At 62.5% G+C, this 26724-nt stretch carries 29 protein-coding genes and 1 pseudogene; all 30 read left to right on the top strand.

Annotated features, from left to right (window positions below):
* Window positions 1-349 precede the first annotated feature (349 nt).
* The 30 genes and pseudogenes from RCH91_RS08905 (at window position 350) to RCH91_RS08770 (ending at window position 26687) form a co-directional block, all read left to right on the top strand.
* A complete protein-coding gene (locus tag RCH91_RS08905) occupies window positions 350-1462 on the top strand; it encodes a Fic family protein (protein WP_306534282.1) in 1113 nt (370 codons plus the stop codon).
* A gap of 90 nt (window positions 1463-1552) precedes the next feature.
* Window positions 1553-2284, top strand: coding sequence for a hypothetical protein (locus tag RCH91_RS08900; protein ID WP_306534281.1), 732 nt, complete (start codon window positions 1553-1555; stop codon window positions 2282-2284).
* Between the two features lie 153 nt (window positions 2285-2437).
* Window positions 2438-2662 carry a DUF3820 family protein gene (locus RCH91_RS08895; protein ID WP_306534280.1) on the top strand — a complete coding sequence of 75 codons (225 nt, stop codon included), beginning with the start codon at window positions 2438-2440 and terminating at the stop codon, window positions 2660-2662.
* 52 nt (window positions 2663-2714) lie between these two features.
* Entirely contained in the window at window positions 2715-7277 is a 4563-nt protein-coding gene (locus RCH91_RS08890; protein ID WP_306534279.1) for a glutamate synthase-related protein, read from the top strand.
* Window positions 7278-7316: 39 nt separating this feature from the next.
* Window positions 7317-7505 (top strand): ferredoxin, encoded by a 189-nt coding sequence (locus RCH91_RS08885; RefSeq protein ID WP_306534278.1) that lies wholly within the window; start codon window positions 7317-7319, stop codon window positions 7503-7505.
* A 35-nt stretch (window positions 7506-7540) separates the two neighbouring features.
* Window positions 7541-8767 (top strand): acetate/propionate family kinase, encoded by a 1227-nt coding sequence (locus RCH91_RS08880; protein WP_306534277.1) that lies wholly within the window; start codon window positions 7541-7543, stop codon window positions 8765-8767.
* Window positions 8768-8818: 51 nt separating this feature from the next.
* Window positions 8819-9283, top strand: a complete 465-nt coding sequence (locus RCH91_RS08875; protein ID WP_306534276.1) for a peroxiredoxin — start codon at window positions 8819-8821, stop codon at window positions 9281-9283.
* Between the two features lie 106 nt (window positions 9284-9389).
* On the top strand, window positions 9390-9821 hold the full coding sequence (locus tag RCH91_RS08870) for an NADH-quinone oxidoreductase subunit A (protein ID WP_306534275.1): 432 nt from the start codon (window positions 9390-9392) through the stop codon (window positions 9819-9821).
* Window positions 9808-12186, top strand: a complete 2379-nt coding sequence (locus RCH91_RS08865; protein WP_306534274.1) for an NADH-quinone oxidoreductase subunit B/C/D — start codon at window positions 9808-9810, stop codon at window positions 12184-12186. The genes RCH91_RS08870 and RCH91_RS08865 overlap by 14 nt, the downstream gene beginning before the upstream one ends.
* Before the next feature lie 37 nt (window positions 12187-12223).
* The gene (locus tag RCH91_RS21445) at window positions 12224-12631 is read left to right on the top strand and encodes an endonuclease domain-containing protein (RefSeq protein ID WP_373694377.1); all 408 of its coding nucleotides are present in this window, start codon (window positions 12224-12226) and stop codon (window positions 12629-12631) included.
* 3 nt (window positions 12632-12634) lie between these two features.
* Complete coding sequence (nuoE, locus tag RCH91_RS08860; protein ID WP_306534273.1) at window positions 12635-13123, top strand: NADH-quinone oxidoreductase subunit NuoE; 489 nt, start codon at window positions 12635-12637, stop codon at window positions 13121-13123.
* Window positions 13124-13127: 4 nt separating this feature from the next.
* Window positions 13128-13466: a DUF488 domain-containing protein gene (locus RCH91_RS08855; protein ID WP_306534272.1), complete on the top strand. Its 339-nt coding sequence runs from the start codon at window positions 13128-13130 to the stop codon at window positions 13464-13466.
* A gap of 73 nt (window positions 13467-13539) precedes the next feature.
* A complete protein-coding gene (nuoF, locus tag RCH91_RS08850; protein WP_306534271.1) occupies window positions 13540-14811 on the top strand; it encodes an NADH-quinone oxidoreductase subunit NuoF in 1272 nt (423 codons plus the stop codon).
* Entirely contained in the window at window positions 14808-15380 is a 573-nt protein-coding gene (locus RCH91_RS08845; protein WP_306534270.1) for a zinc ribbon domain-containing protein, read from the top strand. Before nuoF ends, RCH91_RS08845 begins: the two co-directional genes overlap by 4 nt.
* Window positions 15381-15421: 41 nt before the next feature.
* Window positions 15422-15958 (top strand): V4R domain-containing protein, encoded by a 537-nt coding sequence (locus tag RCH91_RS08840; RefSeq protein ID WP_306534269.1) that lies wholly within the window; start codon window positions 15422-15424, stop codon window positions 15956-15958.
* Window positions 15958-16860: a GGDEF domain-containing protein gene (locus RCH91_RS08835; protein WP_306534268.1), complete on the top strand. Its 903-nt coding sequence runs from the start codon at window positions 15958-15960 to the stop codon at window positions 16858-16860. The genes RCH91_RS08840 and RCH91_RS08835 overlap by 1 nt, the downstream gene beginning before the upstream one ends.
* Before the next feature lie 2 nt (window positions 16861-16862).
* On the top strand, window positions 16863-18791 hold the full coding sequence (gene nuoG / locus RCH91_RS08830; RefSeq protein ID WP_306534267.1) for an NADH-quinone oxidoreductase subunit NuoG: 1929 nt from the start codon (window positions 16863-16865) through the stop codon (window positions 18789-18791).
* A gap of 609 nt (window positions 18792-19400) precedes the next feature.
* A pseudogene (locus tag RCH91_RS08825) lies at window positions 19401-20551 on the top strand (IS3 family transposase); the annotation flags it as partial.
* A gap of 305 nt (window positions 20552-20856) precedes the next feature.
* A complete protein-coding gene (locus RCH91_RS21440) occupies window positions 20857-21096 on the top strand; it encodes a DUF4160 domain-containing protein (RefSeq protein ID WP_373694376.1) in 240 nt (79 codons plus the stop codon).
* On the top strand, window positions 21056-21331 hold the full coding sequence (locus RCH91_RS08820) for a DUF2442 domain-containing protein (protein WP_306534266.1): 276 nt from the start codon (window positions 21056-21058) through the stop codon (window positions 21329-21331). The genes RCH91_RS21440 and RCH91_RS08820 overlap by 41 nt, the downstream gene beginning before the upstream one ends.
* A 151-nt stretch (window positions 21332-21482) precedes the next feature.
* Window positions 21483-21659, top strand: coding sequence for a hypothetical protein (locus RCH91_RS08815; RefSeq protein WP_306534265.1), 177 nt, complete (start codon window positions 21483-21485; stop codon window positions 21657-21659).
* On the top strand, window positions 21649-22185 hold the full coding sequence (locus RCH91_RS08810) for a nucleotidyl transferase AbiEii/AbiGii toxin family protein (RefSeq protein ID WP_306534264.1): 537 nt from the start codon (window positions 21649-21651) through the stop codon (window positions 22183-22185). Before RCH91_RS08815 ends, RCH91_RS08810 begins: the two co-directional genes overlap by 11 nt.
* Window positions 22186-22265: 80 nt before the next feature.
* Complete coding sequence (locus RCH91_RS08805) at window positions 22266-22607, top strand: zinc ribbon domain-containing protein YjdM (RefSeq protein WP_306534263.1); 342 nt, start codon at window positions 22266-22268, stop codon at window positions 22605-22607.
* A gap of 119 nt (window positions 22608-22726) precedes the next feature.
* Window positions 22727-22963 (top strand): DUF4160 domain-containing protein, encoded by a 237-nt coding sequence (locus RCH91_RS08800; RefSeq protein WP_306534262.1) that lies wholly within the window; start codon window positions 22727-22729, stop codon window positions 22961-22963.
* Window positions 22944-23270, top strand: coding sequence for a DUF2442 domain-containing protein (locus tag RCH91_RS08795; RefSeq protein ID WP_306534261.1), 327 nt, complete (start codon window positions 22944-22946; stop codon window positions 23268-23270). Before RCH91_RS08800 ends, RCH91_RS08795 begins: the two co-directional genes overlap by 20 nt.
* Before the next feature lie 17 nt (window positions 23271-23287).
* Window positions 23288-24277: an NADH-quinone oxidoreductase subunit NuoH gene (nuoH, locus tag RCH91_RS08790; protein WP_306534260.1), complete on the top strand. Its 990-nt coding sequence runs from the start codon at window positions 23288-23290 to the stop codon at window positions 24275-24277.
* Window positions 24278-24416: 139 nt separating this feature from the next.
* Complete coding sequence (locus tag RCH91_RS08785; RefSeq protein WP_306534259.1) at window positions 24417-24842, top strand: ankyrin repeat domain-containing protein; 426 nt, start codon at window positions 24417-24419, stop codon at window positions 24840-24842.
* Between the two features lie 53 nt (window positions 24843-24895).
* The gene (nuoI, locus tag RCH91_RS08780; RefSeq protein WP_306534258.1) at window positions 24896-25426 is read left to right on the top strand and encodes an NADH-quinone oxidoreductase subunit NuoI; all 531 of its coding nucleotides are present in this window, start codon (window positions 24896-24898) and stop codon (window positions 25424-25426) included.
* Window positions 25427-25631: 205 nt separating this feature from the next.
* The gene (locus tag RCH91_RS08775; RefSeq protein ID WP_306534257.1) at window positions 25632-26078 is read left to right on the top strand and encodes a cache domain-containing protein; all 447 of its coding nucleotides are present in this window, start codon (window positions 25632-25634) and stop codon (window positions 26076-26078) included.
* Between the two features lie 120 nt (window positions 26079-26198).
* Window positions 26199-26687 (top strand): NADH-quinone oxidoreductase subunit J, encoded by a 489-nt coding sequence (locus RCH91_RS08770; RefSeq protein ID WP_306534256.1) that lies wholly within the window; start codon window positions 26199-26201, stop codon window positions 26685-26687.
* Window positions 26688-26724 lie beyond the last annotated feature (37 nt).

The following is a 26724-nucleotide window of genomic DNA, read 5'->3' as shown; positions in this document are numbered from 1 at the left end:
GAGTTCATTGAAGCGATAAATCATTACAACAATGAGAGTGAGGGACTTGGGTACGAATTTGCCGCTGAGGTGCAAAGAACCATCAGTCGTATTGTTGAGTACCCGTTGGCCTGAACGGCTTTGTCGAAACGCACTCGCCGCTGTCGAACCAACCGTTTCCCCTACGGAATCCTCTACCAGGAACGGGGCGATATGATTCTGATTGTGGCTGTCATGCACCTCCACCGGAACCCGCTGTACTGGCCGCAACGGCTTCCGACGGGCCGGCGCTGAAATCCGACTTTCCTCTTCCCGTGAAGCGAAAAGAGGCTATAATCGCTTCATAATGTGAAGCGATTATGGAGAACAAATGACTCGCTACATCTGGCAATCACCGTCCTGGCCCGATTTTCGGTGGGATGCGGAGAAGCTCCTCGCCCCCCTCGGTGAGTGCCGCAGGCTCCAGGGGAGGCTGCTCCACGCCGTCGCGGCCCTCGGCTTTTCCCTCGAAACCGATGCCCAGGCGGAGATCCTTGCCGAGGAAACCATGACCACCGCCGCCATCGAGGGGGAGCAGTTCGACCTGAAGGCGGTCCGCTCCTCCGTGGCCCGCCGGCTCGGCCTCCCCGCCGCCGGACTCCCGGTGGACCGCCACGTGGACGGCCTCGTGGCGGTGCTGATGGACGCAACGCAAAACTGTGACGAACCGCTGACCGTGGAGCGGCTTCAGGGGTGGCAGGCATCCCTCTTCCCCACCGGCTACTCTGGAATGCACCGGATCAGGGTCGGCCAGTGGCGCGGCGAAGAGCCGATGCGGGTCGTTTCCGGCCCCGTCGGGCGGGAGACGGTCCACTTCGAGGCCCCGCCGGCCGAACGGATCGACGAGGAGATGGCCCATTTCCTGGCGTGGTCGAACGAGAGCCGGGGAACTATGGAGGGACTTCTGCGGGCCGCCGTGGCCCACTTCCGGTTCGTGACCATCCACCCCTTCGAGGACGGCAACGGCCGGCTTGCCCGTGCCCTGACCGACATGGCCATCGCCCAGGACGACCGGCAGCGGATCCGCTCCTACAGCCTCTCCTCCCAGATCATGGCGGAGCGGGAGGCGTACTACAATATCCTCGAACGGTGCCAGAAGGGGGACGGCGACATCACCGAATGGCTCACCTGGTTTCTCGGCGCCCTTGCCCGGGCCATCACCCGTTCGGAAACGCTCCTGTCCGTGGTGCTCGACAAGGCCGCCTTCTGGCGCCTGCACGGGCACCTCCCCCTCACCGGGCGGCAGCGGAAGGTGGTCAACCGCCTCCTCGATGCCGGGAGAGGGGGCTTTGAAGGGGGGCTCACCACACGGAAATACGCATCTATTGCCGCCGTGAGTCGAGCAACGGCTTTCCGGGAGATGAGCCAGCTCGTGGAGTGGGGGGTCATCAGGCAGGCGGCGGGGAAGGGGCGGAGTGTGAGCTATGAGCTTGTGTGGCCGTAACGCATATCCCTACAAACGGAATAATACCTAAAATCGTTGCAACGGTAACCCGTTGGACCTGAAAGGTTGGGCAAGAAAAGAAGGGGAATAATGACAAATTCAGGAAAATTCATAGCTCCTGCACTCTCTTTCATCTTCGGCGTCGGAGCAGGTTGGATTGCGCATGGGAAACTGATTGAGGTTCTGTTCACTGCATATGTGCCGGCTTTAGCCACACTCTTCGCTGCCTACTATGGCGCAAAGTACGCTTTTGACTTGCAGCACAAAAAGCAGGAGGATGATGTAAAAAAAACCAACCTCGCTAACGGTAATATTGCAATGTTTACCTTACTGTCCATGGTCAACTCTCTTCTGAACTACCAGGGGCAAATAATAGACCCTATCAGGACCAACCCGAAGGCCTTCCTGGAAATGTCCCCAACACTTTCGTTCCTAAGGGAAGACTTGTCCTTTAAGATCAAGGATCTGTACTTCTTGATCGAAAAAAATGATCCTAATTTACTGGGCGAATTAATGCTCGAAGAGGCTCGGTACAAAGCAGCCATGGATGCAATTAACGAGAGGTCTAGGCTACACATACACGAGATTCAGCCTCTTTTGGAACGATGCGGCATCATAGAAGGGGGAACGTACACTTTTGAAGAAATTGAGAAGGTGTTGGGTAACCGCTTTTATACAACATTGCATCAACAGCTTGCTCAGATTATAGACCACGTTGACAGTGCCCTCATTTCAATGGACGCTACTGGCAAAAAATTGAATGAAGCATTAAAAGCTGCATACCCAAAAGAAAGAGTGCTTGCCATAGTGGTGCCAACATGAGGCTGCACTAGGGGCGGGCCAGCCCAACTACTCGCGGCACACGGCCTCAGCTTCGCTCCGCCGGTGCCTCTCACGTTAAAGTTGCAAATCAAAGCGCCGACGTGCTTTCCGTCAGCCATCGGCCAGCACCTCTGATCCACCATAAAGGAAACCATGGAACAGTATCCTCCCCATGACCACGAACAGTTGCTGGAACTGGCCACCATGCGGATGCCCTTTGGCAAGTATCAGGGGCGCCGCCTGATCGATCTGCCGGAGCCCTATGTCGTCTGGTTTGCCGGGCAGGGCTTCCCCGAAGGGAAGCTGGGCACCATGCTGCGCGCCGTCTATGAAATCAAGGTAAACGGGCTCGAATATCTGTTCGACCGGTTACGGTGAAGGTGCCGACCGGCAACAGGACCGGCCCGAACCACCGCCACGGAGACACCCCATGACCAACCAAACCATCGACCCCTCCGGCCTCATCCCCCCCGAGCGGGACGCCTGCGCCATCATCTGCTACATCAACAAGGAGGCGCGGCCGACCCACGGCAACGTCCAGCGGACCATCGAGGCCCTCGTGAAAATGGGGCACCGGGCCGGCGAGATCAACGGCGAGGGGGACGGCTGCGGCGTGCTGACCGACATCCCCCGGATGATCTGGCGGGAGGTCCTTGAAGGTGCCGGCCATGACCCGAACCTGGCCGAAATGCCGGGCTTCGCGGTGGGGCATCTGCTGCTCCCGAAGGAGGCCACCACTGCCGATCCGCAGCTCCAGGAGACAATCCTTGCCCGCTTCGCTGCCGCCGGGGTGCAGCTTCTGGTGGAGCGCCCCGGCATCGTCCGGAGCGAGGTCCTCTCCAGCCGCGCCCGGGAGGGGGAACCCCTCTTCTGGCAGGTGGCAGTGCTCTGCCCGGAGAAGGTGGCCGCGCCTGCCCTTCTCTTCCAGCTCCAGACGGCCATCGAGCGGGATTTTGCGGTCCACGTGGCGTCCCTCTCGGCGGATGTCACGGCCTGGAAGGTCCACGGCGCGCCGGAACTCCTCCCCCGCTACTACCCGGAGCTGCGGCGCCGCGACTTCCTCTCCTCGGTCACCATCGGCCACAGCCGCTACTCCACCAACACCCTCCCCACGGTGCTCCGGGCCCAGCCCTTCTCGCTTCTCGGCCACAACGGCGAGATTAACACCATCGCCCGGCTCCGGGAAGAGGCGCGGATGATGGGAATCCCCCTCTTCGCCGACGGGTCCGACTCCCAGGATCTGAACCGGACCCTGGAGGGGCTCATGTTCCGCTACGGCCTCACCCTCTTCGAGGCCATGGAGGTGGTCTTCCCCCCGATCTTCAGCGCCATGGACGGGATGGCGCCGGAGCTGAAGTCCATGTACACCTGGTTCCGCCGTTTCCTGAAGGCGAGCGCCCAGGGGCCGGCGGCAATCATCGCCCGGCACCGGGAGCTCTGCGTCTTCAGCGTCGATGCCATGGGGCTCCGCCCCCTCTGGGTGGGTGAGACGACAAAGGAGATCTTCGCCTCCTCGGAACTGGGGGTGGTCCCCCACGAGGAGATCCTGGCCGACCCGAAGCCCCTGGCCCCGGGCGAGAAGGTGGGGGTGCGGATCACGGCGGGGCAACCGGTGGAGCTCATGGACCATCCGGCGCTTCGGCGGGATGTCTTCCAGAACTTCCGGAAGAGGACGAACCTCCCGGCCCAGGAGAAGGCCCTGATGGCGGCAGGTTGTGTAGGGGCAATTCATGAATTGCCCCTACGGACCGATGGGGCGGGTGTCGGACAGAAGGCAAAATGGCACCGCAACGCCAAACTCCACCAGGACAACCTCATGTCCGCCTTCGCCTGGAAGTCCAGCGACCTCTCCAACCTCCGGGAGATGGCCAGGAGCGGGTCGGATCCCATCGCGTCCCTGGGGTATGACGGCCCCCTGGCCTCCCTCTCCAACCAGCGCCAGAACCTCTCCGACTACTTCAAGGAGCAGGTGGCGGTGGTGACCAACCCGGCCATCGACCGGGAGCGGGAGGCGGAGCACTTCTCCACCCGGGTCTACCTGGGGCCCCGACCGCAGCTCAAGGGGCCGGCCCGGCCGGGAGTGGCGCTGGAGGTGCCGCTCCTGACCGGCGGCCGCCGCATCGGACCCGACCCGGCCGACGCCGCCGTGGCCCGGGAGTTCGGCACCGCCACTTTGGAGGGGCTCGTGGCCGCCTTCGGCGACGGGAAGGGGCGCTGCCGGGTGATCCCCTGCTTCATGGGAAAAGACGAGAGTCTGGGAGACGCCCTGGCGCGCCTCACCCGCGAGGCGGTGGAGGCGGTGACCCGGGGCGCGGCGGTGCTTCTGCTGGATGACAGCGACTGCTTCGCACCGGGGAAGGGTTTCATCGATCCGTTCCTGGTGACGGCGGAACTCCACAAGGGGCTCAAGGAGGCCACCGACGCCTCGGGCGAGGCTTTGCGGCGACGGGCATCCCTGATTGTCCGCTCCGGGGCGCTCCGGAGCCTCCATGATCTCATCTTCGCCCTCGGCATGGGGGCCGACGCCCTCTGCCCCTACCTCATGTGGGAAGGGGCCGGCGACGGGGCGGGGGTGAAAAACCTCCTCTCGGTCCTCGCCAAGGGGCTCGAAAAGGTCATTTCCACCATGGGGACCCACGAGATCGGGGGCTACGGCAAGTACTTCGCCTCCATCGGCCTCTGCCGGCACCTGGCGGAGATCTTTGAGACCCCCAACTTCTGCGGCACAGGTCAGGGGGGGCTCACCCTGGAGCGGCTGGAAGGGGAGAACCGCTCCCGCACCGCCGTGGCCCGAAGCCGCGAAAAGCAGCCGGTGCCGGTCCAGTTCCGGCTCTACCCCAAGATATGGAAGATGGTGGGGGCCGTGGCCAAGATGGAGGAGACCTACGCCGAGCTCTCCCGCCTGATCCAGCAGTACGAGGCGGAGAATCCCCTGGCCATCCGGCACCTCCTGGACCTCCGCTACACCCCGGAGCTGACCGTGGACCCCGACGAGGTGGACACGGGCGTGGGGGACCACAACCTCCCGATCCTCATCTCGGCCATGAGCTTCGGCTCCCAGGGGGAGACCCCCTTCCGGATCTACGCCGAGGCGGCCAAGCGGCTCAACATCGTCTGCATGAACGGCGAGGGGGGTGAGATCGCCGACATGCTGGGAAAATACCGGAAGAACCGGGGGCAGCAGATCGCCTCGGGGCGCTTCGGGGTCAACATGGCGTTCCTCAACTCTGCCGACTTCCTGGAGATCAAGGTGGGGCAGGGGGCCAAGCCGGGCGAAGGGGGGCATCTCCCCGGCTTCAAGGTGACGGCCAAGATCGCCGCGGCCCGCCACGCCACGCCGGGAGTGTCGCTCATCTCCCCCTCCAACAACCACGACATCTACTCCATCGAGGACCTGGCCCAGATCGTGGAAGAGCTCCGCACCGCCAATCCCACGGCCCGGATCTCGGTGAAGGTGCCGGCGGTGGCGGGAATCGGCACCATCGCCCTGGGCGTGGCCAAGGCGGGGGCCGACATCATCACCATCAGCGGCTATGACGGCGGCACCGGCGCGGCCCGCAAGCACGCCATCAAGTTCGTGGGGCTCCCGGCGGAGATCGGGGTATCCGAGGCCCACAAGGCCCTCGTCTCGGCCGGGATGCGGCAAAAGGTTGAAATTTGGGCCGACGGCGGCGCCCGCACCGGTCGCGACGTGGTGAAGCTGGTGCTCCTGGGGGCCAACCGGGTCGGCTTCGGCACCATGGCCATGGTGGTGATCGGCTGCACCGCCTGCCGGGGCTGCCACCTGGGGACCTGCCACGTGGGGATCGCCACCCAGATCGAGACCACCGAAGAGGCGGAAGGAAAGGGGCTGAAGCGCTTCGTGCCGCGCGTACTGGAAAACGGGGTCATCTACATGAGCACCTTCTTCCGGGGGATGGGCCGGGAGATCCGGATCCTCACCGCCAAGCTCGGCTTCCGGCGGACCCAGGACCTGGTGGGGCGGAGCGATCTTCTCATCCAGGCCCGGGGGCTCGACCGCCTCGACCTGGCGGAGCTCCTCCTCCCGGCCCGGGCCGAGGAGCACCAACCCTTCGAGCAGGAGGTGCGGATCATCCGCAAGCCCCTCAACTACCTCACCTCCCTCATCTCCGGGCTCGTGACCGACGCCTTCACCACGGGTGAGGAGCGGGTCCGCTACGACGACGACAGCGCCACCAGCTCCGACCGGGCCATCGGCACCCACCTGGCCGGCGCTATTGTGCGCGGGGTGGCGGAGGGGCGGTTCCGGCCCGAACAGCGGGCGCTTCTCCAGTTCCGGCGCGATTCCATCCCCGGCAACGGCCTGGCCGCCTTCTCCATCGACCGGATCAGCATCCGGGTGGAGGGTGGTGCCCAGGACGGGGTCGGGAAGTCGGCCTCCGGCGGCAAAATCGTCATCCTCAAGGGGGAAAACCGCGAGGGACGCCGGGTGGGGGGGACCGTCGGCAAGGGGCTCGCCTACGGCGCTCAGGGGGGAACCTTCCTCGTCCAGGGGGATGCCGACAGCCGCGCCTGCATCCGCCTCTCCGGGGCTGACGTGGTCTTCGGCTCCCGGATCACGGAACCCCTGGACGACGCCCGGGGCGACATCGCCTCCCGGGCCAATCTCAAGGGGTTCGCCTTCGAGTACATGACCGCCGGCCGGGTCGTGGTTCTGGGGGACCCGGGCCCCTGGATCTGCTCCGGCATGACCGGAGGAGTGGTCTACTGCCACCTGGACGAGGCCATGGGACTGACCCGCGAGGCCCTGCGCCGCCGCCTGGCCAGGGGGGCAGGAGTGGAAATCCGCAGCCTTGATGAAGAGGATGTTGCCAGAGTAGATGAGTTACTGCTAACATATCACCGCGAACTCCTCCACTCCCACCAGGAGGAGGAAGCCGACGCCGTGGAGGAGATCATGGCCGCGGCAAGAAACGGCTTCGTGAAGATCGTGCCGGAAAAAAACGTCATCACTCCCAAGAGTACGGAGTGACGCAAACCGAGCAACCAGCATAGACAAGGAGGTATCACCATGGCCCGAAACGTTTACGTCGACAAGGATGTCTGCATCAGCTGCGGTCTCTGCGTGGAAACGGTCCCCGAGGTGTTCCGTTTCGACGACGACAACCTGGCCGAGGTCCATGACCCGGCCGGCGCCCACGAAGATAAGATCCAGGAGGCCATCGACGCCTGCCCGGTGGCCTGCATCCACTGGGGGTAACCGGGCCCCGCACCCCCATAAAACGGGAGCATGCAATGATTATCCTGATTCTGAACTGCCGTGGCTTTTCCATCAACTTCCATCTCTTCGACTGGTCGAAACGGACGGTCCTCGCCCGGGGGGACGTGGACCGGATCGACCTGGGGGATTCCTTTATCAGCATGGAGGTGCCGGGGCGCGCCCCCTACCGCCAGGACTCCGAATGCCCCGGTTTTGGCGCCGCCGTCGACCTGCTCCTCCGCTCCCTGACCCACCCCCAGGTGGGACCCCTTGACCGGGTTGAGCAGATTGTCGCCGTGGGGCACCGGGTCGTCCACGGCGGCGAGCGGTTCTCCTGTTCGGTTCCGATCGATGCCACGGTCATCGAGGCGGTGCGGCGGGTGGAGGCCCTGGCACCGCTCCATATCCCCCCGAACCTGGCAGGCATCGAGGGGGCACTGTCGCTCCTCCCCCATATCCCCCACGTGGCGGTCTTCGACACGGCGTTCCATCAGGGGATGCCGGAGCATGCCTACCTCTACGCCCTCCCCTTCGAGTGGTACGAGAAGTATGGCATCAGGCGCTACGGCTTCCACGGCGCCTCCCACTGCTACGCGGCACGGCGGGGAGCGGCGCTCCTGGGACGCTCTCCGGCCGCGTGCAACCTGGTCACCATCCACATCGGCAACGGCACCTCCCTCTGCGCCGTCCGCAACGGCCGCTCCATCGACACGAGCATGGGGCTCACTCCCCTTGAAGGGACGATGATGGGAACCCGCTGCGGCTCCATCGACCCCGGCATCCCCCCCTTCATTATGCAGGCTGACCTCATCTCCCCCCGGGACCTGGACAAGATTCTCAACCAGCGGAGCGGGACGGTGGGGATCACCGGGGTCCGGCTGGAGCGCCCCGCGTTCCTGGAACGGGCCGCCGACGGCGACCCCCGCTGTCTTCTGGCCCTGGAGATGGAGTCCTTCCGCATGAAGAAGCATCTGGGCGGCTACGCCGCGGCCCTCGGGAGCCTCGACGCCGTGGTCTTCAGCGCCGGTGCCGGCGAGGGGGAATGGCTGATGCGGGAGAAGGTCCTGGACGACATGGAGCTCTTCGGCATCCGGCTCGACCGGGAGCGGAACCGGGCCGCCCGTTCCACCGACCGGGAGGAGCGGATCAGCGCCGATGACTCCACCGTGGCGGTTTTTGTGATTCCCACCGCGGAGGAGATGGTCTACGCCGAGGAGGTGGCGGCGCTCCTGAATGGCGCCGCGGAGATGACAACCGCCTGAAATGGGGTAAACTATCTGTCTCATCGAATTCGATCCACCAAGGAGGCGGCCATGTCGCTGGAAGGCAGGAAAGCTCCCGACTTCACCCTGGAGGGGAGCGACGGGAAAAAGCACTCCCTGAAAGACTACGCGGCGAAGACCACGGTCATCTACTTTTACCCCAAGGACAGCACCCCCGGCTGAACGAAAGAGGCCATCGGCTTCCGTGATTTGAAGCCGGAATTCGACAAACTCGGAGTCTGCCTCCTGGGCGTGAGCAAGGACAGCCTCAAGGCCCACGAAAAATTCATCGGAGACCAAGGGATCACCTTCACCCTCCTCTCGGACCCCGACGCCGCCATGATGAAAAACTATGGCGCCTTCGGCGAGAAGGTTCAGTACGGCAAGACCACCATGGGGACCATCCGCTCCACGGTGGTTGTCGGCCCCGACGGCACCGTGGTTAAACACTGGGCCAAGGTGGCCAAGGCCGACGCCCATCCAGCCCAGGTGCTGGAGTTCCTGCAGAAACGCTAGGGGCGGGATTTTACCACCTTTTTCCGCTCCGTCAAAACCGTTGACATGAGCCCCCATTGCGCTAGAGTGTGAACTCGGCATTTCACTCGACATCACGGAGAGTAGAATGCAGCCAGCCGCCACCACAACCCACTCCCTCTTCCCGACCCTGCCGCCCGAATTCCTTCCTCTGGCGCTCTATACCGTTGCGGCAACTCTCCTGATCGGCCTCCTTCTCCTGGCAGCCTGGTGGCTCGGCGCGAAAACAACGAACCGCAACAAGGAACTCCCCTACGAGTCCGGCGTTATCCCCACCGGCTCCGCCCGCCTCGCCTACCCGGTCCCCTTCTATCTCATTGCCATCTTCTTCATTGTCTTCGATGTGGAGGCCGCCTTTATCTTCGCCTGGGCCACGGCCTGGCGGGAGCTGGGGATGGCGGGGCTCGTCCATATCACCTTCTTCATCGTCATCCTCCTTCTCGGTCTCGTCTGGTTGTGGATCAAGGGGGGCCTCGACTGGGGCCCCTCCCGCGAGAGGAGGGGCCATGGAAGAGACTGAGGTCCCGCAGAACAACATAGTCCTGGCCCGCCTCGACGACCTCATCAACTGGGGGCGGGCCAACTCCCTCTGGCCCATGTTCTTCGGCCTCTCCTGCTGCTTTGTCGAGATGATGACCTCCTTCACCTCCCGCTACGACGTCTCCCGCTTCGGCGCCGAGGTGCTCCGGGGGACGCCGCGGGAGGCGGACCTGATGGTCATCGCCGGGACGGTCTTCAAGAAGATGGCCCCTTCCATCCTTCGACTTTACGAGCAGATGGCCGAGCCCAAATGGGTCATCTCCATGGGGAGCTGCGCCAACTCCGGCGGCATGTACGACGTCTACAGCGTGGTCCAGGGGGTGAACCAGATCATCCCGGTGGATGTTCACATTCCCGGCTGCCCGCCCCGCCCCGAGGCGTTCCTCCAGGGGCTCATGCTCCTGCAGGAGAAGATCAAACGGGACGAGCGCCCTGCCCGCAAAGTTCTCCACCTGGCCGGGGGAACGGAGGGGACGGTCAGGCCGGTCCTCGTGGATGGCGAGACGAAATCCCGCGACACGCGTGGGCCCGGCATGGAGGGGACCGCCATCCGCGGCACCTCGGTGCAGCATCCCCATTTCCCGATGCCCCGCTCCGACGAGATGTGGCGCCCCCCTGCCCCGAAGCACCCTTACCCCGACTTCGGCCTCGCCGGCGAGCTTGAGACGGCCTTCGGCCACCGTGTTACCGTAGACCCCGCTGCCACCGACATGCTCACCTACCGCTGCCCGCCGGAGCTGGTGCCCGACGTCCTGCGCCACCTGAAGACCCGCACGTCCGCCCCCTTCCGGCGCCTGGAGGACGTGGCCTGCGTGGACGAATCGTGCCGCCGGGAGCGGGAGCGGTTCCAGGATTTCACCGTCAACTATCACCTCCTGAACTTCGACCTTCCCGGCCACCTGCGGATCAAGACAGAACTAGGAGGGGACCGGCCGGAGCTCCCCACCGTGACAACCGTCTTCCCGGCGGCCGACTGGTACGAGCGGGAGGCCTTCGACATGTACGGCATCCGCTTCGCCGGCCACCCGAACCTTCGCCGCATCCTCATGCCCGCCGACTGGGAGGGGCACCCCCTGCGGAAGGAGCACCCGTTCCGGGCCACGGAGATGCCCCCCTACACGGTGGACGACGCCCGACGCCACCAAGCGCTCCCCGCCTCGGACTTCTTCGACCGGGTGGACGACGAGACCCTCATCCTCAACCTGGGCCCCCAGCATCCGGGGACCCACGGCATCATCCGCTTCGTCCTGAAGCTGGACGGCGAAGAGATCGTGGACATGGACACCGACATCGGCTACCACCACCGGGGGGCCGAGAAGATCGGCGAGCGCCAGCACTGGAACCAGTTCATCCCCTACACCGACCGAATCGACTACCTGGCCGGGGTCCAGAACAACCTGGCCTACGTGAACAGCGTGGAGCGGCTCTGCGGCATCACGGTCCCGGACCGGGCCATCACCATCCGGGTCATGCTGGCGGAGCTCTTCCGGATCGCCAGCCACCTCGTCTGGCTCGGCACCTTCGCCGCCGACGTGGGGGCCATGACCCCGGTCTTCTACACCTTCACCGACCGGGAGAAGATCTTCGACATCGTGGAAATGGTCACTGGCGGCCGGATGCACCCCTCCTGGTTCCGGATCGGCGGCGTGGCCGAGGACCTCCCCGAGGGGTGGGACGGGGCGGTGAAGGCGTTCCTCGACTGGATGCCGGCGCGGCTCAAGGAATACGAGGACCTCCTGAAGGGGAATCCCATCTTCCGGGCGCGGCTGAAAGGGATCGGCGTCATCACGAAGGACGAGGCCATGGAGTGGGGAGTCACCGGCCCCAACCTGCGGGCCTGCGGCGTTGCATGGGACCTGCGGAAAAAGATCCCCTACAACGGCTACCAGCACTTCCACTTCGAGATCCCCACGGAGGAAGGGAGAGACTGCTGGGCCCGCTACCGGGTCCGCATCGAGGAGATCCGTCAGTCACTCCACATCGTCCGGCAGTGCTGGAAGGAGATGCCGGCGGGGCGCTGGATCACCGACGACTACCGCTACGTCCTCCCCAAAAAGCGGGACACGCTCCACGACATCGAATCCCTCATCCACCACTTCATCAACGCCACGCGGGGGATGGCACCCCCCAAGGGTGAGAACTACAGCGCCATCGAGGCCCCCAAGGGAGAGAACGGCTACTTCGTGGTGAGCGACGGCCTCAACGTCCCGTACCGGGTCAGGATCAAGACCCCCAGTTTCCCCCACATCCAGGCCCTCCCCCTCATGAGCAAGGGGTGGCTCGTGGCGGATTTTCTCGCCATCATCGGGTCGATCGATTTTGTGCTGGCGGATCTGGACAGGTAAGGGAATTCCCCCTCCCCTCGCGGGAGGGGGCCAGGGGGTGGGGGAAGCAACATTGAAACCACGTCATGCACTGAACGATAGGGCTCGAGATCTTCGCAATCATGCCACGGATGCTGAACGCATCCTGTGGGGTCACTTGCGCAACAGCCAGATTGAAGGGGTCAAATTCCGGAGGCAGCAGCCAATAGAAGAGTATATCGTCGATTTTGTGGCATATTCTCCCAAGCTCGTCATTGAACTCGATGGCAGTCAACATGCGGACAACCTGAAGTATGATGAGCAAAGAACGGCTTGCCTCTGTCGCAACAGATTCAGGGTTTTGCGATTCTGGAACAATGACATTTTCGAGAATATCGAAGGGGTTCTTACCGTGATCAGACAGAGTTGCCTTGAACTAGCTTCCCCCACCCCCCAACCCCCTCCCGCGAGGGGAGGGGGAGTTTAATCGATGGTGTCGGAAGAATTGCAAAAAGAACTTCGATCCCGCGTCGCCCATGCCGTCACCAACCGCGAGGCGGCGGTGGACGTGATGAAGGAGCTTCAGTGGCACTACGGCTGGCTCACCGACGAGGCGGTGATCGAGGCGGCGGAGCTCCTGGGGCTGACGCCGCTCCAGGTGGAGGAGTTGGCAACCTTCTACGAGATGATCTATCGCCGTCCCGTAGGTAAGCGGGTGGTCCACGTCTGCGATTCCATCTCCTGCTGGGCCGTGGGGGGCCAGAGCCTCATGGCGCACCTGGCAGCGACGCTCGGCATCGAGCCGGGGGGGACCACGGCGGACGGGATGTTCACGCTCCTCCCCTGCTGCTGCCTCGGCAACTGCGGCGAGGCCCCCACCCTGATGATCGGCGACACCCTCCACGGCCGGGTGACGCCGACGCGGGCCGAAGAGATCCTGACGGCGGAGCGGCAGGCGCTTTCTGTCACGGAGGAGTGAGGTCATGGTCAGAATCAGACGGATATACGACGAACCGGCAGCGGAGGACGGGAAGCGCATCCTCGTTGACCGCCTCTGGCCCCGGGGAATCGCGAAGGAGAAGGCCCGGATCGACGAGTGGCTGAAGGAGATCGCACCGAGCGACGAACTGCGGAAGTGGTTCGGCCATGATCCGGCCCGGTGGGACGAGTTCCGGGAGCGGTACCGGCGGGAGCTGGAGGCAAAGGCGGAGTTTCTTGACCAACTGCGGGGGCTGACGAAAAAAGGGACGGTGACCCTCCTCTTCGCGGCCAAGGATGAGGAGCACAACAACGCGGTGGCGCTGAAGGAGATACTCGGGTAGGGGCAACCCCGTGTGGTTGCCCTGAACCGGGCGGCCACACGGGGCCGCCCCTACGGGAAAAAACATATCGTTCATGGAACAGGTCCTCTTCCGACATAACCGCCCCGGCCGGTGCGTGACCTTTGCCGAGTACCGGGCCGAGGGGGGATTCGGAGCACTGGAGAAGGCGCTCTCCGGCATGTCGCCCAACGACGTCCAGCAGGTGGTGATCGATTCCAACCTGCGCGGCCGCGGCGGTGCCGGGTTCCCCACCGGGAAGAAGTGGTCCTTCGTCCCCCGGGACATCCCGGGCCCCCGCCACCTCATCTGCAACTGCGACGAGATGGAGCCCGGCACCTACAAGGACCGGGTGCTTCTGGAGGCGAACCCCTATTCCCTCATTGAGGGGATGACCCTGGCCGCCTACGCCATCGGCGTGGCCCACGCCTTCATCTTCATCCGGCGCGGCTACGAGGAGGCGGCGGAGAACTGCCGCCGGGCCATCGCCGAGGCCAAGGCGGCGGGGCTTCTCGGGGAGAACATCCTGGGAAGCAACTTCTCCCTTGAGCTGGACGTCCACCAATCGGCGGGTCGCTACATCTGCGGCGAGGAGACGGCCCTCATGAACGCCCTGGAGGGGAAGCGGGCCAACCCGCGGGCGAAACCCCCCTTCCCGGCGGTGAAGGGGCTGTGGGGGCGCCCCACGGTGGTGAACAACGTGGAGACCCTGGCCAACATCCCGGCAATCGTGGCAAACGGCGCAGCCTGGTTCAAGGGGTTGGCAAAGATTCCCGAAGCGGCGGGGACCAAGCTCTTCTGCGTCAGCGGTCACGTGCGGAACACCGCCTGCTTCGAGCTGCCGCTGGGGATGACCCTGGGCGAGATCATCGATGGCCCCTGCGGCGGGATGCTCCCGGGGCGAGAGTTCAAGGCGTGCATCCCCGGCGGGGCGTCGACGCCGTTTTTCACCAAGGCACACTGGAACGTCCCCATGGATTTCGACACCGTGGCCAAGGCAGGGTCGCGGCTCGGCACCGGCGGCATCGTGGTTTTCGACCAGAGTACCTGCATGGTGGCGGCGACCCTGAACCTGGTCTCCTTCTACGCCCGGGAGTCGTGCGGCTGGTGCACCCCCTGCCGGGAGGGGCTCCCCTTCGTGCAGGACGTCCTGGCCCGGATCGAGGCTGGCGAAGGGCGGGAGGAGCACATCGGCATCCTCCGGGAGCACGTGCAGTATCTGAACTATGCCTTCTGTCCCCTGGCCCCCGGCGCCATGGGGCCGGTGGAGGGGCTGTTGCGGCTCTTCGAGGATGAGATCCGGGAGCATATCGTGCTGGGGCGCTGCCCCTTTGGAGGAAAGTTATGAGGACACCGGCCGATGACTTCGGCAGCCTCGTCACCCGGGCCACGCGGCTCTGGACGGGAAACTTCGGCAATCTCCTGGTCCTGTCGCTGGTCTTCGTGCTGGTGGGGTGGATTCCCGTCGCCAACGTGGCATTCCTCGCCGGCTACACCCGGGCAGTGCTCAAGGTGGCACGGGGTCAGAAGGCCGAGGTGGGGGACATCTTCCGGGCCTGGGACTGCTTCGGCGACCTCTTCGTCTATCTGCTCCTGGTGATCGTGGCCCAGTTCGCCCTGAACCACGTGCCGGTCATCGGGCAGGTGGCGGGGTTCGTCCTGTCGGTGGTGGTGGCCCCCGGCATGTACGGTATCATTGACCGGAAAATGAAGTTCATGGACGCCTTCCGGTGGAGCCTGGAAGCCATCAAGGGGGATATGGTCGGCTGGCTTCTGGCGGTGCTCGTGGGCGGCATCTTCATGGCCGTGGGAGCGGTGCTCCTGGGCATCGGCATCATCATCACCCTCGGCTGGGGGAGCCTCATCATGGCGCTCCAGTACGACCGGGAGGAGCCGTCCCGGGTGATCATCCTGTAGCAGACAGCCCGGGAGAGAATGAGTAACCAAGGAGAACCCGAATGTTCAAGCATGAGCGCGACCGATACCACTTTCAGTGGAAGGATCTGGGGGACGTGGCCCTCGGTCGCCCAAACCTCGGCGCGAGCACCAGCATCGCCGTCTACCGGCTGATGCAGTATACCCTGCGCGATGTCATCGCCACCCGCTTCGACGTGGGGACCGCCAACGAGGTCTTCCTGGAGGCGGGAAAGCTGGCCGGGACAGAGTTCTGCCGCAACCTCCTGGACACAAGCCTCGACTTCAACGGCTTCGTTGCCGATCTCCAGGAAAAGCTCCGGGAGCTGGGGATCGGCATCCTACGCATCGAGAAGGCGGACCTGGCAACGCTTGAGATCGTCCTGACCGTCTGCGAGGATCTGGACTGCTCCGGACTGCCGGTAACGGGCGAGACGGTCTGCGAGTACGACGAGGGGTTCATCGCCGGGATTCTTCAGTGCTACACCGGCAAGGAATTCATCGTCAAGGAAGTGGACTGCTGGGCCAGCGGCGAACGGACCTGCCGTTTCGAAGCGCGGCCCGCAGGGGAGGACGCCTGATGGATGAGCGGGAGCGGGAACTGATCCGTGCCTGTACCGACCGCCTCACCGCTCTCCTGGCGGAAGGGCAGGCGGAGGGTCTGGCGCCGGCCGACGGCGTGCCGGCGGATCTGCACCCCCTTGTCGAAGCGGTCAACCAACTGGTTGCCGCCTTTGCCGCATCTCAGGAATTCATCCTGGCCCTGGCCGACGGCAACCTGGACGTGGCACCGCCCCCCCGCAACCAGCTGGTCGCCCCCTACAAGCAGCTCCATGCGAACCTGCGGCACCTGACCTGGCAGGCCAAGCAGATCGCCGCCGGAGACCTGAACCAGCGGGTCGACTATCTGGGGGAATTTTCCATCGCCTTCAACGAGATGATCAACGCCCTGCGGGAGAAGCGCCGCACCGAAGAGCAGCTCCGCCACCTGAGCATCCACGACCCCCTCACCGGCGTCTACAACCGGATGTACTTCACCGAGGAGATGGAGCGCCTGGAGCGGGGCCGGCACTACCCCGTGAGCATCATCGTGGCCGACCTGGACGGGTTGAAGCAGGTGAACGACACCCAGGGGCATGCTGCCGGCGACCGCCTGATCCAGGCGGCGGCCCAAGTGCTGAAGGACGGGGTTCGGGCCGACGACGTGGTGGCGCGTATCGGCGGCGACGAATTCGCCGTGATCCTCTCCGACACAACCGCCGCGTCGGCCGCTACCGTGCTGGAACGGATCAGGGAGTGCGAGGGGGAGGTGAACTGCCACGCAACGGACTTCGTCGTCAGCCTCTCCCTGGGAACGGCAACGGCAGAGCTGAAGGGAAGCGTGGAAGAGGCCCTGCGGGTGGCCGACCTGCGGATGTATGAAGACAAGTTTGCCCGGAAGCAGGGGAGGACGCCCCCCACCCCCTTCCGGCTCAGTGAGTGACAATGCCGAAACTCATCATCGACCACATACCGGTTGAGGTCCCCGCCGGCACCAGCGTCCTGGAAGCGGCCAAGAGCATGGGGATCTGGATCCCCCACTTCTGCTACCACCCGGCCTTGGGGAGCGTGGGGGCCTGCCGGCTCTGCGCCGTGAAGATGCTGGACGGCCCGGTGAAGGGAATCCAGATGTCGTGCATGCTCCCGGCCCAGGACGGCATGGTAGTCTCCACCACCGACCCCGAGGCGGTGAAGATGCGGAGCCTCGTCATCGAGTGGCTCATGACCAACCACCCCCACGACTGCCCCGTCTGCGACGAGGGGGGGGAGTGCCTCCTGCAGGACTACACCGTTGCCGGCGGCCACGGCATCCGCCGCTTCGAGGGACGGAAGCGGACCCACGTGAACCAGGACCTGGGGCCGTACATCGAGCACGAAATGAACCGCTGCATCCAGTGCTACCGCTGCGTCCGCTTCTACCAGGAGTATGCCGGCGGGAGCGACTTCGGCGTCATGGGGAGCGCCCGGCGAGTCTACTATGGCCGGTTCGAGGAGGGGAAGCTGGAGTCCCCCTTCTCGGGAAACCTCGTGGACATCTGCCCCACCGGGGTCTTCACCGACAAGACCGCCCGCTTCCGGGCCCGCTACTGGGATTATGAAATGGCCCCCTCGGTCTGCCCCTGGTGTTCCCTTGGCTGCAACACGGTGCCGGCGGCCCGCTACCGGGAGCTCCTCAAAACCATGGCCCGGGAGAACCCCGCCGTGAACGGCCCTTTCATCTGCGACCGGGGGCGGTTCACCAACGCCCCGGTGAACGACCTGGCCCGGCCGCGGGTGCCGCTGGTGGACGGGAAGGAAGTCCCGTGGGACGCAGCCCTCGATACCCTCATGGTGCGGATCGCCGAACTGGGAGAACTGTACGGCCCCGGGAGCCTGGCGGTGGTCGGCTCCCCCCGGCTTGCGCTGGAGGGTAACCTCCTTCTGGCGCGATTGGCCGAACTTCTCGGGGCGGGTAACCTCTGCTACTTCGCCGACAGGGAAGAAGGAGAGCGGGTCGCCGCGGCCGTATCCCTCCTGACCGACGGCAACGCCGCCTCCATGGCCGATGTTCGGAAGGCCGACTGTGTTACCATTGTTGACTGCGATCTCCGGGACGAGGGGCCGATGATGCTTCTGGCGGTCCGGCAGGCATGGCGCAACGGCGCGCCGGTCTTCCTGGTGGGCAAACACTCCCCCCTGGAGCAGGCCCGGGCCGTCTCCATCGAAGCCATAGAGCTCAGCATCCTAGAGGAGGCTCCCCTGGGGATATTCGAGCGGCCCGTGGTCATCTGTGGGACCAGGAACAACACCCCTGCCGCCATCAAGATACTTGCCCGGGCCGATGCCCGGATCGCGTGCCTCCTTCCCGGTCCCAACGCCTTCGGGGCGGGGCTCCTGGCGCGGGAGCACGGCGCGGTTTCCCTGGCCGAGGCAATGGCCTCCGGGAAAGTGAAAGGGATCCTCGCCGTGGAGGCCGACATCCCGGCGGATGTGCTGGCACGGGTTCCCCTTGTCGTCGCCGCCGACTGGCTCCCCACGGAGGCGGTCCGGCGGGCCCAAGTGGTCCTCCCCACCGCTGCCTGGGTGGAGGCGGACGGCACCTACGTCAACAACGAGGGGCGGGCCCAGCGGTTCAGGAAGGTCATGGCGCCGGGCCTCCCCATCCGGGGGCTCCCGGCCCGCTACCACGCCTCCCCCGACAAGCCGGCGCCGTTCCATCCGCCCCGGGTTCACCGCAGCTTTCCTCCCGGAGGGGAACTGCGCCCTGCCTGGCGGTTTGTGGCGGAACTGGTTGAACGGTTAGGGGGCGACGCGGTGACGGAACCCTTTGAGGGACGGTGGGAGCTGCTGCGGGAGCTTGACCCGGAGGGGGGAGGAGTGAGATTGGGGGAATGATAGGGATATTCTCGGAGAGACTGAGAAACTGCTGAAGCGAGACTATCCCTGTAGTCGAGTGTCGCATTGCGGAGAACAATTACCACCGTTGAAACCATATCGCCTTGCATTTCTACCCCTTTCTCACCCCACTGAAAAGCGGGGTATAACCAACGGGTTACACCGGCCCGGAGTGCCGGTGAACCCTCAGCCGTTGAACCACTTATTGCACCACATAAATTTAAAGTGTTGAGTATAATTCTAAGGGGAGCCGGAAATCTCCATTTTTAGCCGGTCCAGTTTCGGGAAGGAGGTCAAGAGTGTATGAACACTAAGTTTAATAAGGTCACTTTTCGGGGGTCTGCTTGTACAGCTATTAATAGGATGTGCAACATATACGTCGCCAATAACGCCAAACACAAGGGTTGATCCTGAGGTCGGGTACGTCTACGGTCGCTTTACGCTTGAAAAGCCGGACATCGGCATCATAAACCTGGATTTGAGCGATATTGATAGCTCCAAAGTTCTTTACCCTGCACGCGGGAAAGATTTTCTCGACTGGGAGATATAGTGGACCCCAATTTCAGGACAATAGTTTAAGATGGTGCCTGCGATAAAAAGGAGCAGGCAATGAGTGAACGGAAGCGCAAAAGCTTCACCAGTCAGTACAAGACGAAAGTTGCTCTTGAGGCGATCCGAGGCGTCAAGACTGTGAACGAAATCGCCCAGGAGTTCGGTGTCCATCCGACTCAGGTCGGCGAATGGAAGCGAGAACTCCTCGCGCAGGCGCCTAGCATATTCGAGACCAAGCGCGGCCCAAAGCCTGAAGATCCGTCATCCAGCCCGGAGCGGCTTTACTCCGAGATCGGGCGACTGAAGATGGAATTGGACTGGCTCAAAAAAAAGTCCGGGATCGACCAATAACTGATCGTAGGCACTGGGTTAGCCTGCTGGACCCCATGGCCCTCACCCGGCAATGCGCGCTGGCTGGCATCGCCCGCTCCACGGTGTATGCCCCACATTTGGCCGCTGTATCGGATGATCTGGAGTTACAGCTACTGACGTTGATTGATGCCGAGTATACGCGTCATCCGTTCTATGGCAGCCGCAGGATGGTGGTGCATCTGGGCAAAGCCGGGCATCTGGTCAACCGTAAGCGGGTCCAGCGACTAATGGGGGTCTTGGGGCTGGCTGGCATGGCACCAGGACCCAAAACCAGCCTCCCTCACCCTCAGCACAAGATTTATCCGTATCTGCTCAGAGGCGTGAATGTGATACGGCCCAACCAGGTCTGGAGTACCGATATCACGTATGTCCGCCTGGCGCGCGGCTTTGCCTATCTGGCGGCAGTAATCGACTGGTACTCAAGGAAAGTGCTGGCATGGCGGTTATCGAACACCTTGGACAGCGATTTCTGTGTTGACTGCCTGGAACAGTCGCTACGGGCCTACGGCACGCCGGATATTTTCAATACTGACCAAGGCTGCCAGTTCACAAGCGATGCCTTTACCGGCGTCCTGAAGTTACACGACATCGCAATCAGCATGGATGGACGCGGTCGGGCGCTGGACAATATCTTCGTAGAACGGCTCTGGCGAAGCGTCAAGCACGAGGATGTGTACCTGAAAGGGTACGTCGACATGCTTGGATTACAGTTGGGCCTGACGGAGTATTTTGAGTTTTACAACACTGAACGGCCTCATCAGTCGCTGGGCAACCGTACGCCGATTCAGGTCTACCGAACGGCCAGCGGCGGCGGAGCAAGAATCGTGGACAAATTTGTTGAGCGTAAAACCACGCTCAAAACTGGGGCAGCGCCGGTCAGCTGCGCGACCGGGCACCACCTTAAACTCGACGGTTTATTGTCTTGACTATAGGGGCCACTCAAAGACCATCAATAAGCTTTGCGAGCAGAATGGAGACTTTGCTAAATTCGTGGAAGATGTCAAAATTGATTTTGAGTCAAAACGGATTCACAAGTCAGAGTATGATGAAATCCCGAAAGACCTTGAAAAATACATCGTTGAGAAATTTGGAATCCAGCAAGCTGGCTAAGCAAATTCAATTCGTTATGGGGTAGTCTACTATGAGTCCAACAGTATTCCGCGAAGCCGGCTTTCGATTTTACTTCTTTTCCAGAGAAGAGCCGAGAATGCATATTCATGTGCAGTCAAGCAACGGAGAAGCAAAATTCTGGATAGAGCCAGAAATTCAGATCGCGCAGAATCACGGCCTTTCAATGAGGGAACTTAACGAGGCTGACGGCCTCATAAAGGAGCATCAAAATGAAATCCGCAAAGCGTGGCAACAACATTTTCCCAGCTGAAGTTACTAACATTTCGTGTAATGGAATCTGGATGCTGATTGATGATCAGGAAATGTTTCTGGCATTTGAGCATTTTCCTTGGTTTCAGGAAGCATCAATAAAGAAAATCCTGCATGTCGAAATGCCTTCAGAAAACCACCTTTACTGGCCTGAACTGGATATTGATCTGGATGTAAACAGCATTCTCTATCCAGAAAACTATCCTCTTGTAAGTCAGCAACAAATTGAACAGTAAACGAATTCACCAGGTTTCCAACAAGGTGGCGGCACACAGCCGGCGCGATAAATCTGCGCCGCTGGTGCGCCCCCGCGCCGTTACATCGCTGAAAAGGTTACAGGCTGTATTTGAGGAAGCACTTGATAAACAAGAGAATTCGGAGTCCTGAATGGCATCTTCGGCAGTCATGACCGCGCGAAAGAAACAACTCGACGAGGCAGCGCAATCCCTCACACCGGGCGAGCGCCTACGTCGTGCCCTTGAACTTTCCGAGTTGTGCCACGCCCTCAGGGAGAGTGGCAGGGAGGCTGTTGCCGCCGAGGGGGAAGCACACTGTGATCAGTGAGTTTCACCAAGCCATAGACGTTCTCGAATCGTTGTGGGGGGCGGGAGGCATCGACGGGTACGCCCTTGTCGGCGGACTCGCCGTCTCGGTATGGGCTACTCCCCGCGCGACCGAGGATATCGACATCCTCGTGTTGGTGGCCCACGACAAGGGGCTGGAGAGTTTCACGGAGGCGCTTCGCGCTAAGGGGATCGAATTTCAGGTCCACCGCGGCGGTGTGGACGATCCGGTGCCTCTGCTCGTCACAGCAGAAATTGCCGGTATTCCGCTCGATTGCATCATCGCCACGAAGAAATGGGAGGCCGAGGCGGTGCAGCGCGCGGTGGGAATCGAGTTCATGGGGAAAACGGTGAGGGTGCTCGCTCCAGAGTACCTCATCGTCATGAAACTCAAGGCCGGTGGTCCTCAGGATCTGCTCGACGCGGCGAGGATAGTGGAACAGTCCAAATACGACAGGGAGTTGCTCGATGCTCTTGCAAAACGGCTGAAAGTGACCAAGCGGCTTGAAAAGCTGCGACAGGCGTAAGAGAGATGAGACCATGACCGATTTCATCCTCGGCATGGAAGAGAACGGAAACCATTAACTGACCCCCAAAAGGAGCAATAGTGAGCAGTTTACCCAAATGTCCCAAATGCAGTTCGGAATACACCTACGAAGACGGCGCCATGTACGTCTGCCCGGAATGCGCCCACGAATGGCCGATGGCTGGGCCGGCAGTGAGCCCGGAGGAAAGCCGCGTCGTGCGCGATGCCTTCGGAAACATGCTCAATGACGGCGATTCTGTCACGGTGATCAAGGATCTGAAGATCAAAGGCTCGTCATCGGTGGTCAAGGTCGGCACCAAGGCGCGAAACATCCGCATCGTCGAGGGCGACCATGATATCGACTGCAAGATCGACGGCATCGGCGCCATGCAGTTGAAGTCGGAGTTTGTGAAGAAGGCGTAGATGCCCTGGAAAGGGGACAAGCGGGGGAATCCTGCAGGGACGGGGAATCCTGCAGGGACGTAGTTAATTTGTTGAGTCAATCAGCATATAATCAAACATGTCATGAAATGAGCTGGGAAATGCCAACTATTTTGCGAGTGGGACCATATCGTTTCTTTATTTATGCAAGCGACCGCGATGAGCCAGTACATATCCATGTCGAGCGAGAAGACAATGTGGCTAAATTCTGGCTCGACCCTGTCCGATTACAGACCAGTGGCAGATTCAATCGATTGGAGCTGACAAGGATTCGGGCTATCATCGCTGAAAACCAACAAGAACTGATGGAGGCGTGGGATGAGTATTTCGGCTGTTAAGATGCAGATTCCCTTTGCCGTTGATATCCACATAACCGAAGACACGCTCTCGGTCGATCTGAGTGACGGAAGAAGCATTGCCGTCCCCTTGGGCTGGTATCCGCGACTGGAGCTCGCCACCCCGAAGGAAAGAGAGAACTGGAGACTCATCGGCAATGGCGTGGGAATCCATTGGAGAGACATTGACGAAGACATCAGCGTCGAAGGCCTGCTGGCCGGCAGGGCGTCTGGGGAGAGTCAGCTTTCTTTGAAGAGGTGGCTGCAATCGCGGCAGAGTCGGACAACCACCGGGAGTGGGGATCACTAAGGCGGAACCTCTCTATCATGTCACCCATCACCCTCGACATAGCAATCCACCTGGCCAAGATCGCTCTGATCTTCTTCGTGGTGCTGACCCTGGCGGCGTACCTGGTCTTCGCCGAGCGGAAGGTGCTCGCTTGGATCCAGGACAGGAAAGGGCCGAACCGGGTGGGGCCCTTCGGGCTCCTGCAGCCCCTGGCGGACCTCATCAAACTCCTGACCAAGGAGGACTTCCGCCCCGCCGGGGCCGACAAGTGGCTCTTCTACCTGGCGCCGGCCATGGCGGCTATTCCGGCCATCCTCACTTTTGCGGTGATCCCCTTCGGGGCGCCGGTGACGCTCCTGGGCCGCGAGATCCCGCTCCAGGTGGCGGACCTGAACGTGGGGCTCCTTTTCTTCCTGGCGCTGTCGTCCATCGCCGTGTACGGGGTGGCCCTGGGGGGGTGGGCGTCCAACTCCAAGTACGCGCTCCTGGGCTCCATCCGGGGGCTGGCCCAGCTCATCTCCTACGAGCTCTCCATGGGGCTTGCGCTGGTGCCGACGGTTATGCTGGCGGGGTCGCTGCGGCTCTCGGACATCGTTGCGGCCCAGGAGGGGATGTGGTTCATCGTCTGCCAGCCGCTGGCCTTCGTGATTTTTCTCATCAGCATCGCGGCGGAGTGCAAGCGGATCCCCTTCGACATCCCCGAGGCGGAGGGGGAGCTGGTGGCCGGGTTCCACACCGAGTACTCGGGGATGCGCTTCGGCCTCTTCTTCGTGGGGGAGTACATCAACGTCATCGTCCTCGGCGGGCTGGCCACCACCTTCTTTCTGGGGGGGTGGCACGGGCCGTGGCTTCCACCGTTCGTCTGGTTCTCGGCAAAGACCCTCGCCTTTGCCTTCCTCTTCATCTGGATGCGGGGGACTCTGCCGCGGCTTCGCTACGACCAGCTCATGCACCTGGGGTGGAAGGTGCTGACACCCCTTGCCCTGGTCAACATTCTGGTAACTGGATGGGTACTGATGCTCCTGTGACGGAGCGCACCGAACATTTATACGGGAAAGGGGGGGAACGGGAAGTCCGCATATCGCATCACGGTCTGACACACGCGCACTACTGGTCATTGTTCCGGAGAAATGAACTCTCACGCAACACAGCAAAGGAGGACGTGTCATGGTTGAGAACGTGAATACCAAAGACAAGCACGGGCACACGCCGCTCATCGACGCGGCAAAGACAGGGGATGTTGAGACGATCAAGGATCTCCTCAGCCGCGGCGCCGATCTGGAGGCCAAGAGCGAGAAGGGAAAGACCGCCCTCCATTATGCGGCGGCCAACGGCCAGGCGGCCGCCATCAGGGCACTCCTTGAGGCGGGGGCCCAGGTGGACGCCCGGGACATCGAATGGCACACCCCGCTCATGCTGGCGGCCAACTACGGATGCAACGAGTGCGCGGAAGACCTGCTGACGGCCGGCGCCGATCCCATGGCCAAGATGAAGCTCGGCAACACGGCCCTGACCTATGCGGAAGCGAACGGACACCCCGATACCCTTGATGTGATCAGGAAAGCCCAGCGGGGCAAGGCGGTCACCGCCTGATCCCGTAAACGTGCTGTAGGGGCGAGGCATGCCTCGCCCCACCCATTACACCTATGCCCATTTTTACGGATTTCAAAGCCATCGCCACGGGGCTCTTCGTCACCTGGAAGCATATCTTCCGCAAGAGCGTGACCATCGAATACCCGGAGGTGAAACGGACCCCCGCCCCCCGCTACCGGGCGCGGATCGTGCTCACCCGCGACCCCGACGGGGGCGAGCGGTGCGTGGCCTGCTACCTCTGCTCCGCCGCCTGCCCCGTGGACTGCATCTCCATGGAGGCGGCAGAGGGGGAGGACGGCCGCCGTTACGCACGGTGGTTCCGGATCAACTTCTCCCGCTGCATCTTCTGCGGCCTCTGCGCCGAGGCCTGCCCCACCCTGGCCATCCAGATGACCCCCGACTACGAGATCTGCGAGCGGGACATCATGGAACTGGTCTACGAGAAGGAAGACCTCCTCATGGACGGCTGTGGCAAGGACCCGGCTTACAACTTCTACCGCCACGCAGGCATCGGCGTCGCCCAGCCCCGGGGCGCGGGGGAGCGGGAGGAGGAGCCGGTGGACGTACGGGGACTGATGCCGTGAGGACGCAGAACTCTTCCCCATGCCGCGACGGCAGAAACCGTAATCACGTGTTTCAAACAACGGTTTACAATTATCATTCTCTGTGATATCTATCGGTTGCATCTTCGTTCGGCCATGCATCACACCATCTGGTCATAGTGCGGAGATACAGTGGTTTGCGCCCTTTTCAAGGGCTTCATCTCAGGGAAAGAGAAAGGAGAATCGTATGAATCGTTTCCGTCTGTTTGCCGTCGCTGCCATGGCGGTCCTTGCCGTGGCATCCCAGGCCGTGGCCGGTGATTTCGGCACCGCCGCCGAAGCAAAGGCCATGCTGGAGAAGGCCGTGACCGCCGTCAAGGCCGACAAGGCCGACGCCCTCGCCAAGTTCACCAAGGGAGAGGGTGGCTTCAAGGACCGTGACCTCTATCCCTTCTGCGGGGGGCCCGACGGCAATTTCACCGCCCATCCAAAGCTGGTGGGAAAGAGCCTGAAAGAACTGAAGGACAAGGCGGGCAAGGCCCTCGGCGAGGAGATGTATGCCGTTGCCAAGGAGGGGACCATCAGCGAGGTTTCCTACATGTGGCCGCGTCCCGGCAGCACCGACCCGGTTGCCAAGGTGAGCTTCGTCACGAAGGTCGACGACCAGGTCTGCGCGGTGGGCTACTACAAGTAGCATCATCGGGTTGACGCCCTTTCTTGAGGGAAAAATCAGGGGACGCTCATCGGGCAGGAAATACCCGGGAGCGTCCTTTTTTTCTGCAATTCATCATCGATGTGGTAGATTTAATCCGACATGGAACCGGTAATCTTTTACACTCTCGCCGTTGTGACGGTGATGGCCACGGTCCTCGCCATCGCCGAGAAGCATGCGGTGCATGCCATCGTCTATCTTGTCACGTCCTTTTTCTCCCTGGCGGTGATCTTCTTCATGCTCGGGGCGCCGGTGGTGGCCGTGTTCGAAGTGATCATCTACGCCGGCGCCATCATGGTCCTCTTCCTCTTCGTGATCATGATGCTCGACCTGGGGCATCCTGAGCGGGCCCGGCTCCCGGGCGTCCGTGACTGGTGGCCGGCCCTGGCCCTCGGCGCCGTGACCCTGGCGGCAACCCTGACCCTCTTCGCCTCCCGCGCCCCGGTGGTGTCGGCGACGGGAAAGGCCATCGGCGTCAAGGAATTCGCCCTGACCCTCTTCGGCACCTACGGCGTGGCGGTGGAGGTCATCTCCATGCAGCTTCTCTTTGCGCTCGTGGGAGCGCTCTATCTGGCAAAAAAACGACAGTAACAGGCGAGCCGGGCAACGATCCCGGCAAACAACACTC

It is taken from the genome of Geobacter sp. (genome assembly GCF_030834625.1).
In the GTDB taxonomy this organism is placed as follows: domain Bacteria; phylum Desulfobacterota; class Desulfuromonadia; order Geobacterales; family Geobacteraceae; genus Geobacter.
This window is presented reverse-complemented; position numbering and strand designations above follow the sequence as displayed.

What these genes read in the sequence shown, in the direction of transcription:
- nuoE (WP_306534273.1), top strand. Translation starts at nt 12,635, where the DNA reads ATGGTGTCGGAAGAATTGCAAAAAGAACTTCGATCCCGCGTCGCCCAT.
- RCH91_RS08840 (WP_306534269.1), top strand. Translation starts at nt 15,422, where the DNA reads ATGTTCAAGCATGAGCGCGACCGATACCACTTTCAGTGGAAGGATCTG.
- nuoH (WP_306534260.1), top strand. Translation starts at nt 23,288, where the DNA reads ATGTCACCCATCACCCTCGACATAGCAATCCACCTGGCCAAGATCGCT.
- RCH91_RS08785 (WP_306534259.1), top strand. Translation starts at nt 24,417, where the DNA reads ATGGTTGAGAACGTGAATACCAAAGACAAGCACGGGCACACGCCGCTC.
- RCH91_RS08905 (WP_306534282.1), top strand. Translation starts at nt 350, where the DNA reads ATGACTCGCTACATCTGGCAATCACCGTCCTGGCCCGATTTTCGGTGG.
- RCH91_RS21440 (WP_373694376.1), top strand. Translation starts at nt 20,857, where the DNA reads ATGAGTCCAACAGTATTCCGCGAAGCCGGCTTTCGATTTTACTTCTTT.
- RCH91_RS08890 (WP_306534279.1), top strand. Translation starts at nt 2,715, where the DNA reads ATGACCAACCAAACCATCGACCCCTCCGGCCTCATCCCCCCCGAGCGG.
- RCH91_RS08800 (WP_306534262.1), top strand. Translation starts at nt 22,727, where the DNA reads ATGCCAACTATTTTGCGAGTGGGACCATATCGTTTCTTTATTTATGCA.
- RCH91_RS08775 (WP_306534257.1), top strand. Translation starts at nt 25,632, where the DNA reads ATGAATCGTTTCCGTCTGTTTGCCGTCGCTGCCATGGCGGTCCTTGCC.
- nuoG (WP_306534267.1), top strand. Translation starts at nt 16,863, where the DNA reads ATGCCGAAACTCATCATCGACCACATACCGGTTGAGGTCCCCGCCGGC.
- RCH91_RS08885 (WP_306534278.1), top strand. Translation starts at nt 7,317, where the DNA reads ATGGCCCGAAACGTTTACGTCGACAAGGATGTCTGCATCAGCTGCGGT.
- RCH91_RS08895 (WP_306534280.1), top strand. Translation starts at nt 2,438, where the DNA reads ATGGAACAGTATCCTCCCCATGACCACGAACAGTTGCTGGAACTGGCC.
- RCH91_RS08820 (WP_306534266.1), top strand. Translation starts at nt 21,056, where the DNA reads ATGAAATCCGCAAAGCGTGGCAACAACATTTTCCCAGCTGAAGTTACT.
- RCH91_RS08845 (WP_306534270.1), top strand. Translation starts at nt 14,808, where the DNA reads ATGAGGACACCGGCCGATGACTTCGGCAGCCTCGTCACCCGGGCCACG.
- RCH91_RS08835 (WP_306534268.1), top strand. Translation starts at nt 15,958, where the DNA reads ATGGATGAGCGGGAGCGGGAACTGATCCGTGCCTGTACCGACCGCCTC.
- RCH91_RS08815 (WP_306534265.1), top strand. Translation starts at nt 21,483, where the DNA reads ATGGCATCTTCGGCAGTCATGACCGCGCGAAAGAAACAACTCGACGAG.
- RCH91_RS08855 (WP_306534272.1), top strand. Translation starts at nt 13,128, where the DNA reads ATGGTCAGAATCAGACGGATATACGACGAACCGGCAGCGGAGGACGGG.
- RCH91_RS08900 (WP_306534281.1), top strand. Translation starts at nt 1,553, where the DNA reads ATGACAAATTCAGGAAAATTCATAGCTCCTGCACTCTCTTTCATCTTC.
- RCH91_RS08770 (WP_306534256.1), top strand. Translation starts at nt 26,199, where the DNA reads ATGGAACCGGTAATCTTTTACACTCTCGCCGTTGTGACGGTGATGGCC.
- RCH91_RS08865 (WP_306534274.1), top strand. Translation starts at nt 9,808, where the DNA reads ATGGAAGAGACTGAGGTCCCGCAGAACAACATAGTCCTGGCCCGCCTC.
- nuoI (WP_306534258.1), top strand. Translation starts at nt 24,896, where the DNA reads ATGCCCATTTTTACGGATTTCAAAGCCATCGCCACGGGGCTCTTCGTC.
- RCH91_RS08795 (WP_306534261.1), top strand. Translation starts at nt 22,944, where the DNA reads ATGAGTATTTCGGCTGTTAAGATGCAGATTCCCTTTGCCGTTGATATC.
- RCH91_RS08880 (WP_306534277.1), top strand. Translation starts at nt 7,541, where the DNA reads ATGATTATCCTGATTCTGAACTGCCGTGGCTTTTCCATCAACTTCCAT.
- nuoF (WP_306534271.1), top strand. Translation starts at nt 13,540, where the DNA reads ATGGAACAGGTCCTCTTCCGACATAACCGCCCCGGCCGGTGCGTGACC.
- RCH91_RS08870 (WP_306534275.1), top strand. Translation starts at nt 9,390, where the DNA reads ATGCAGCCAGCCGCCACCACAACCCACTCCCTCTTCCCGACCCTGCCG.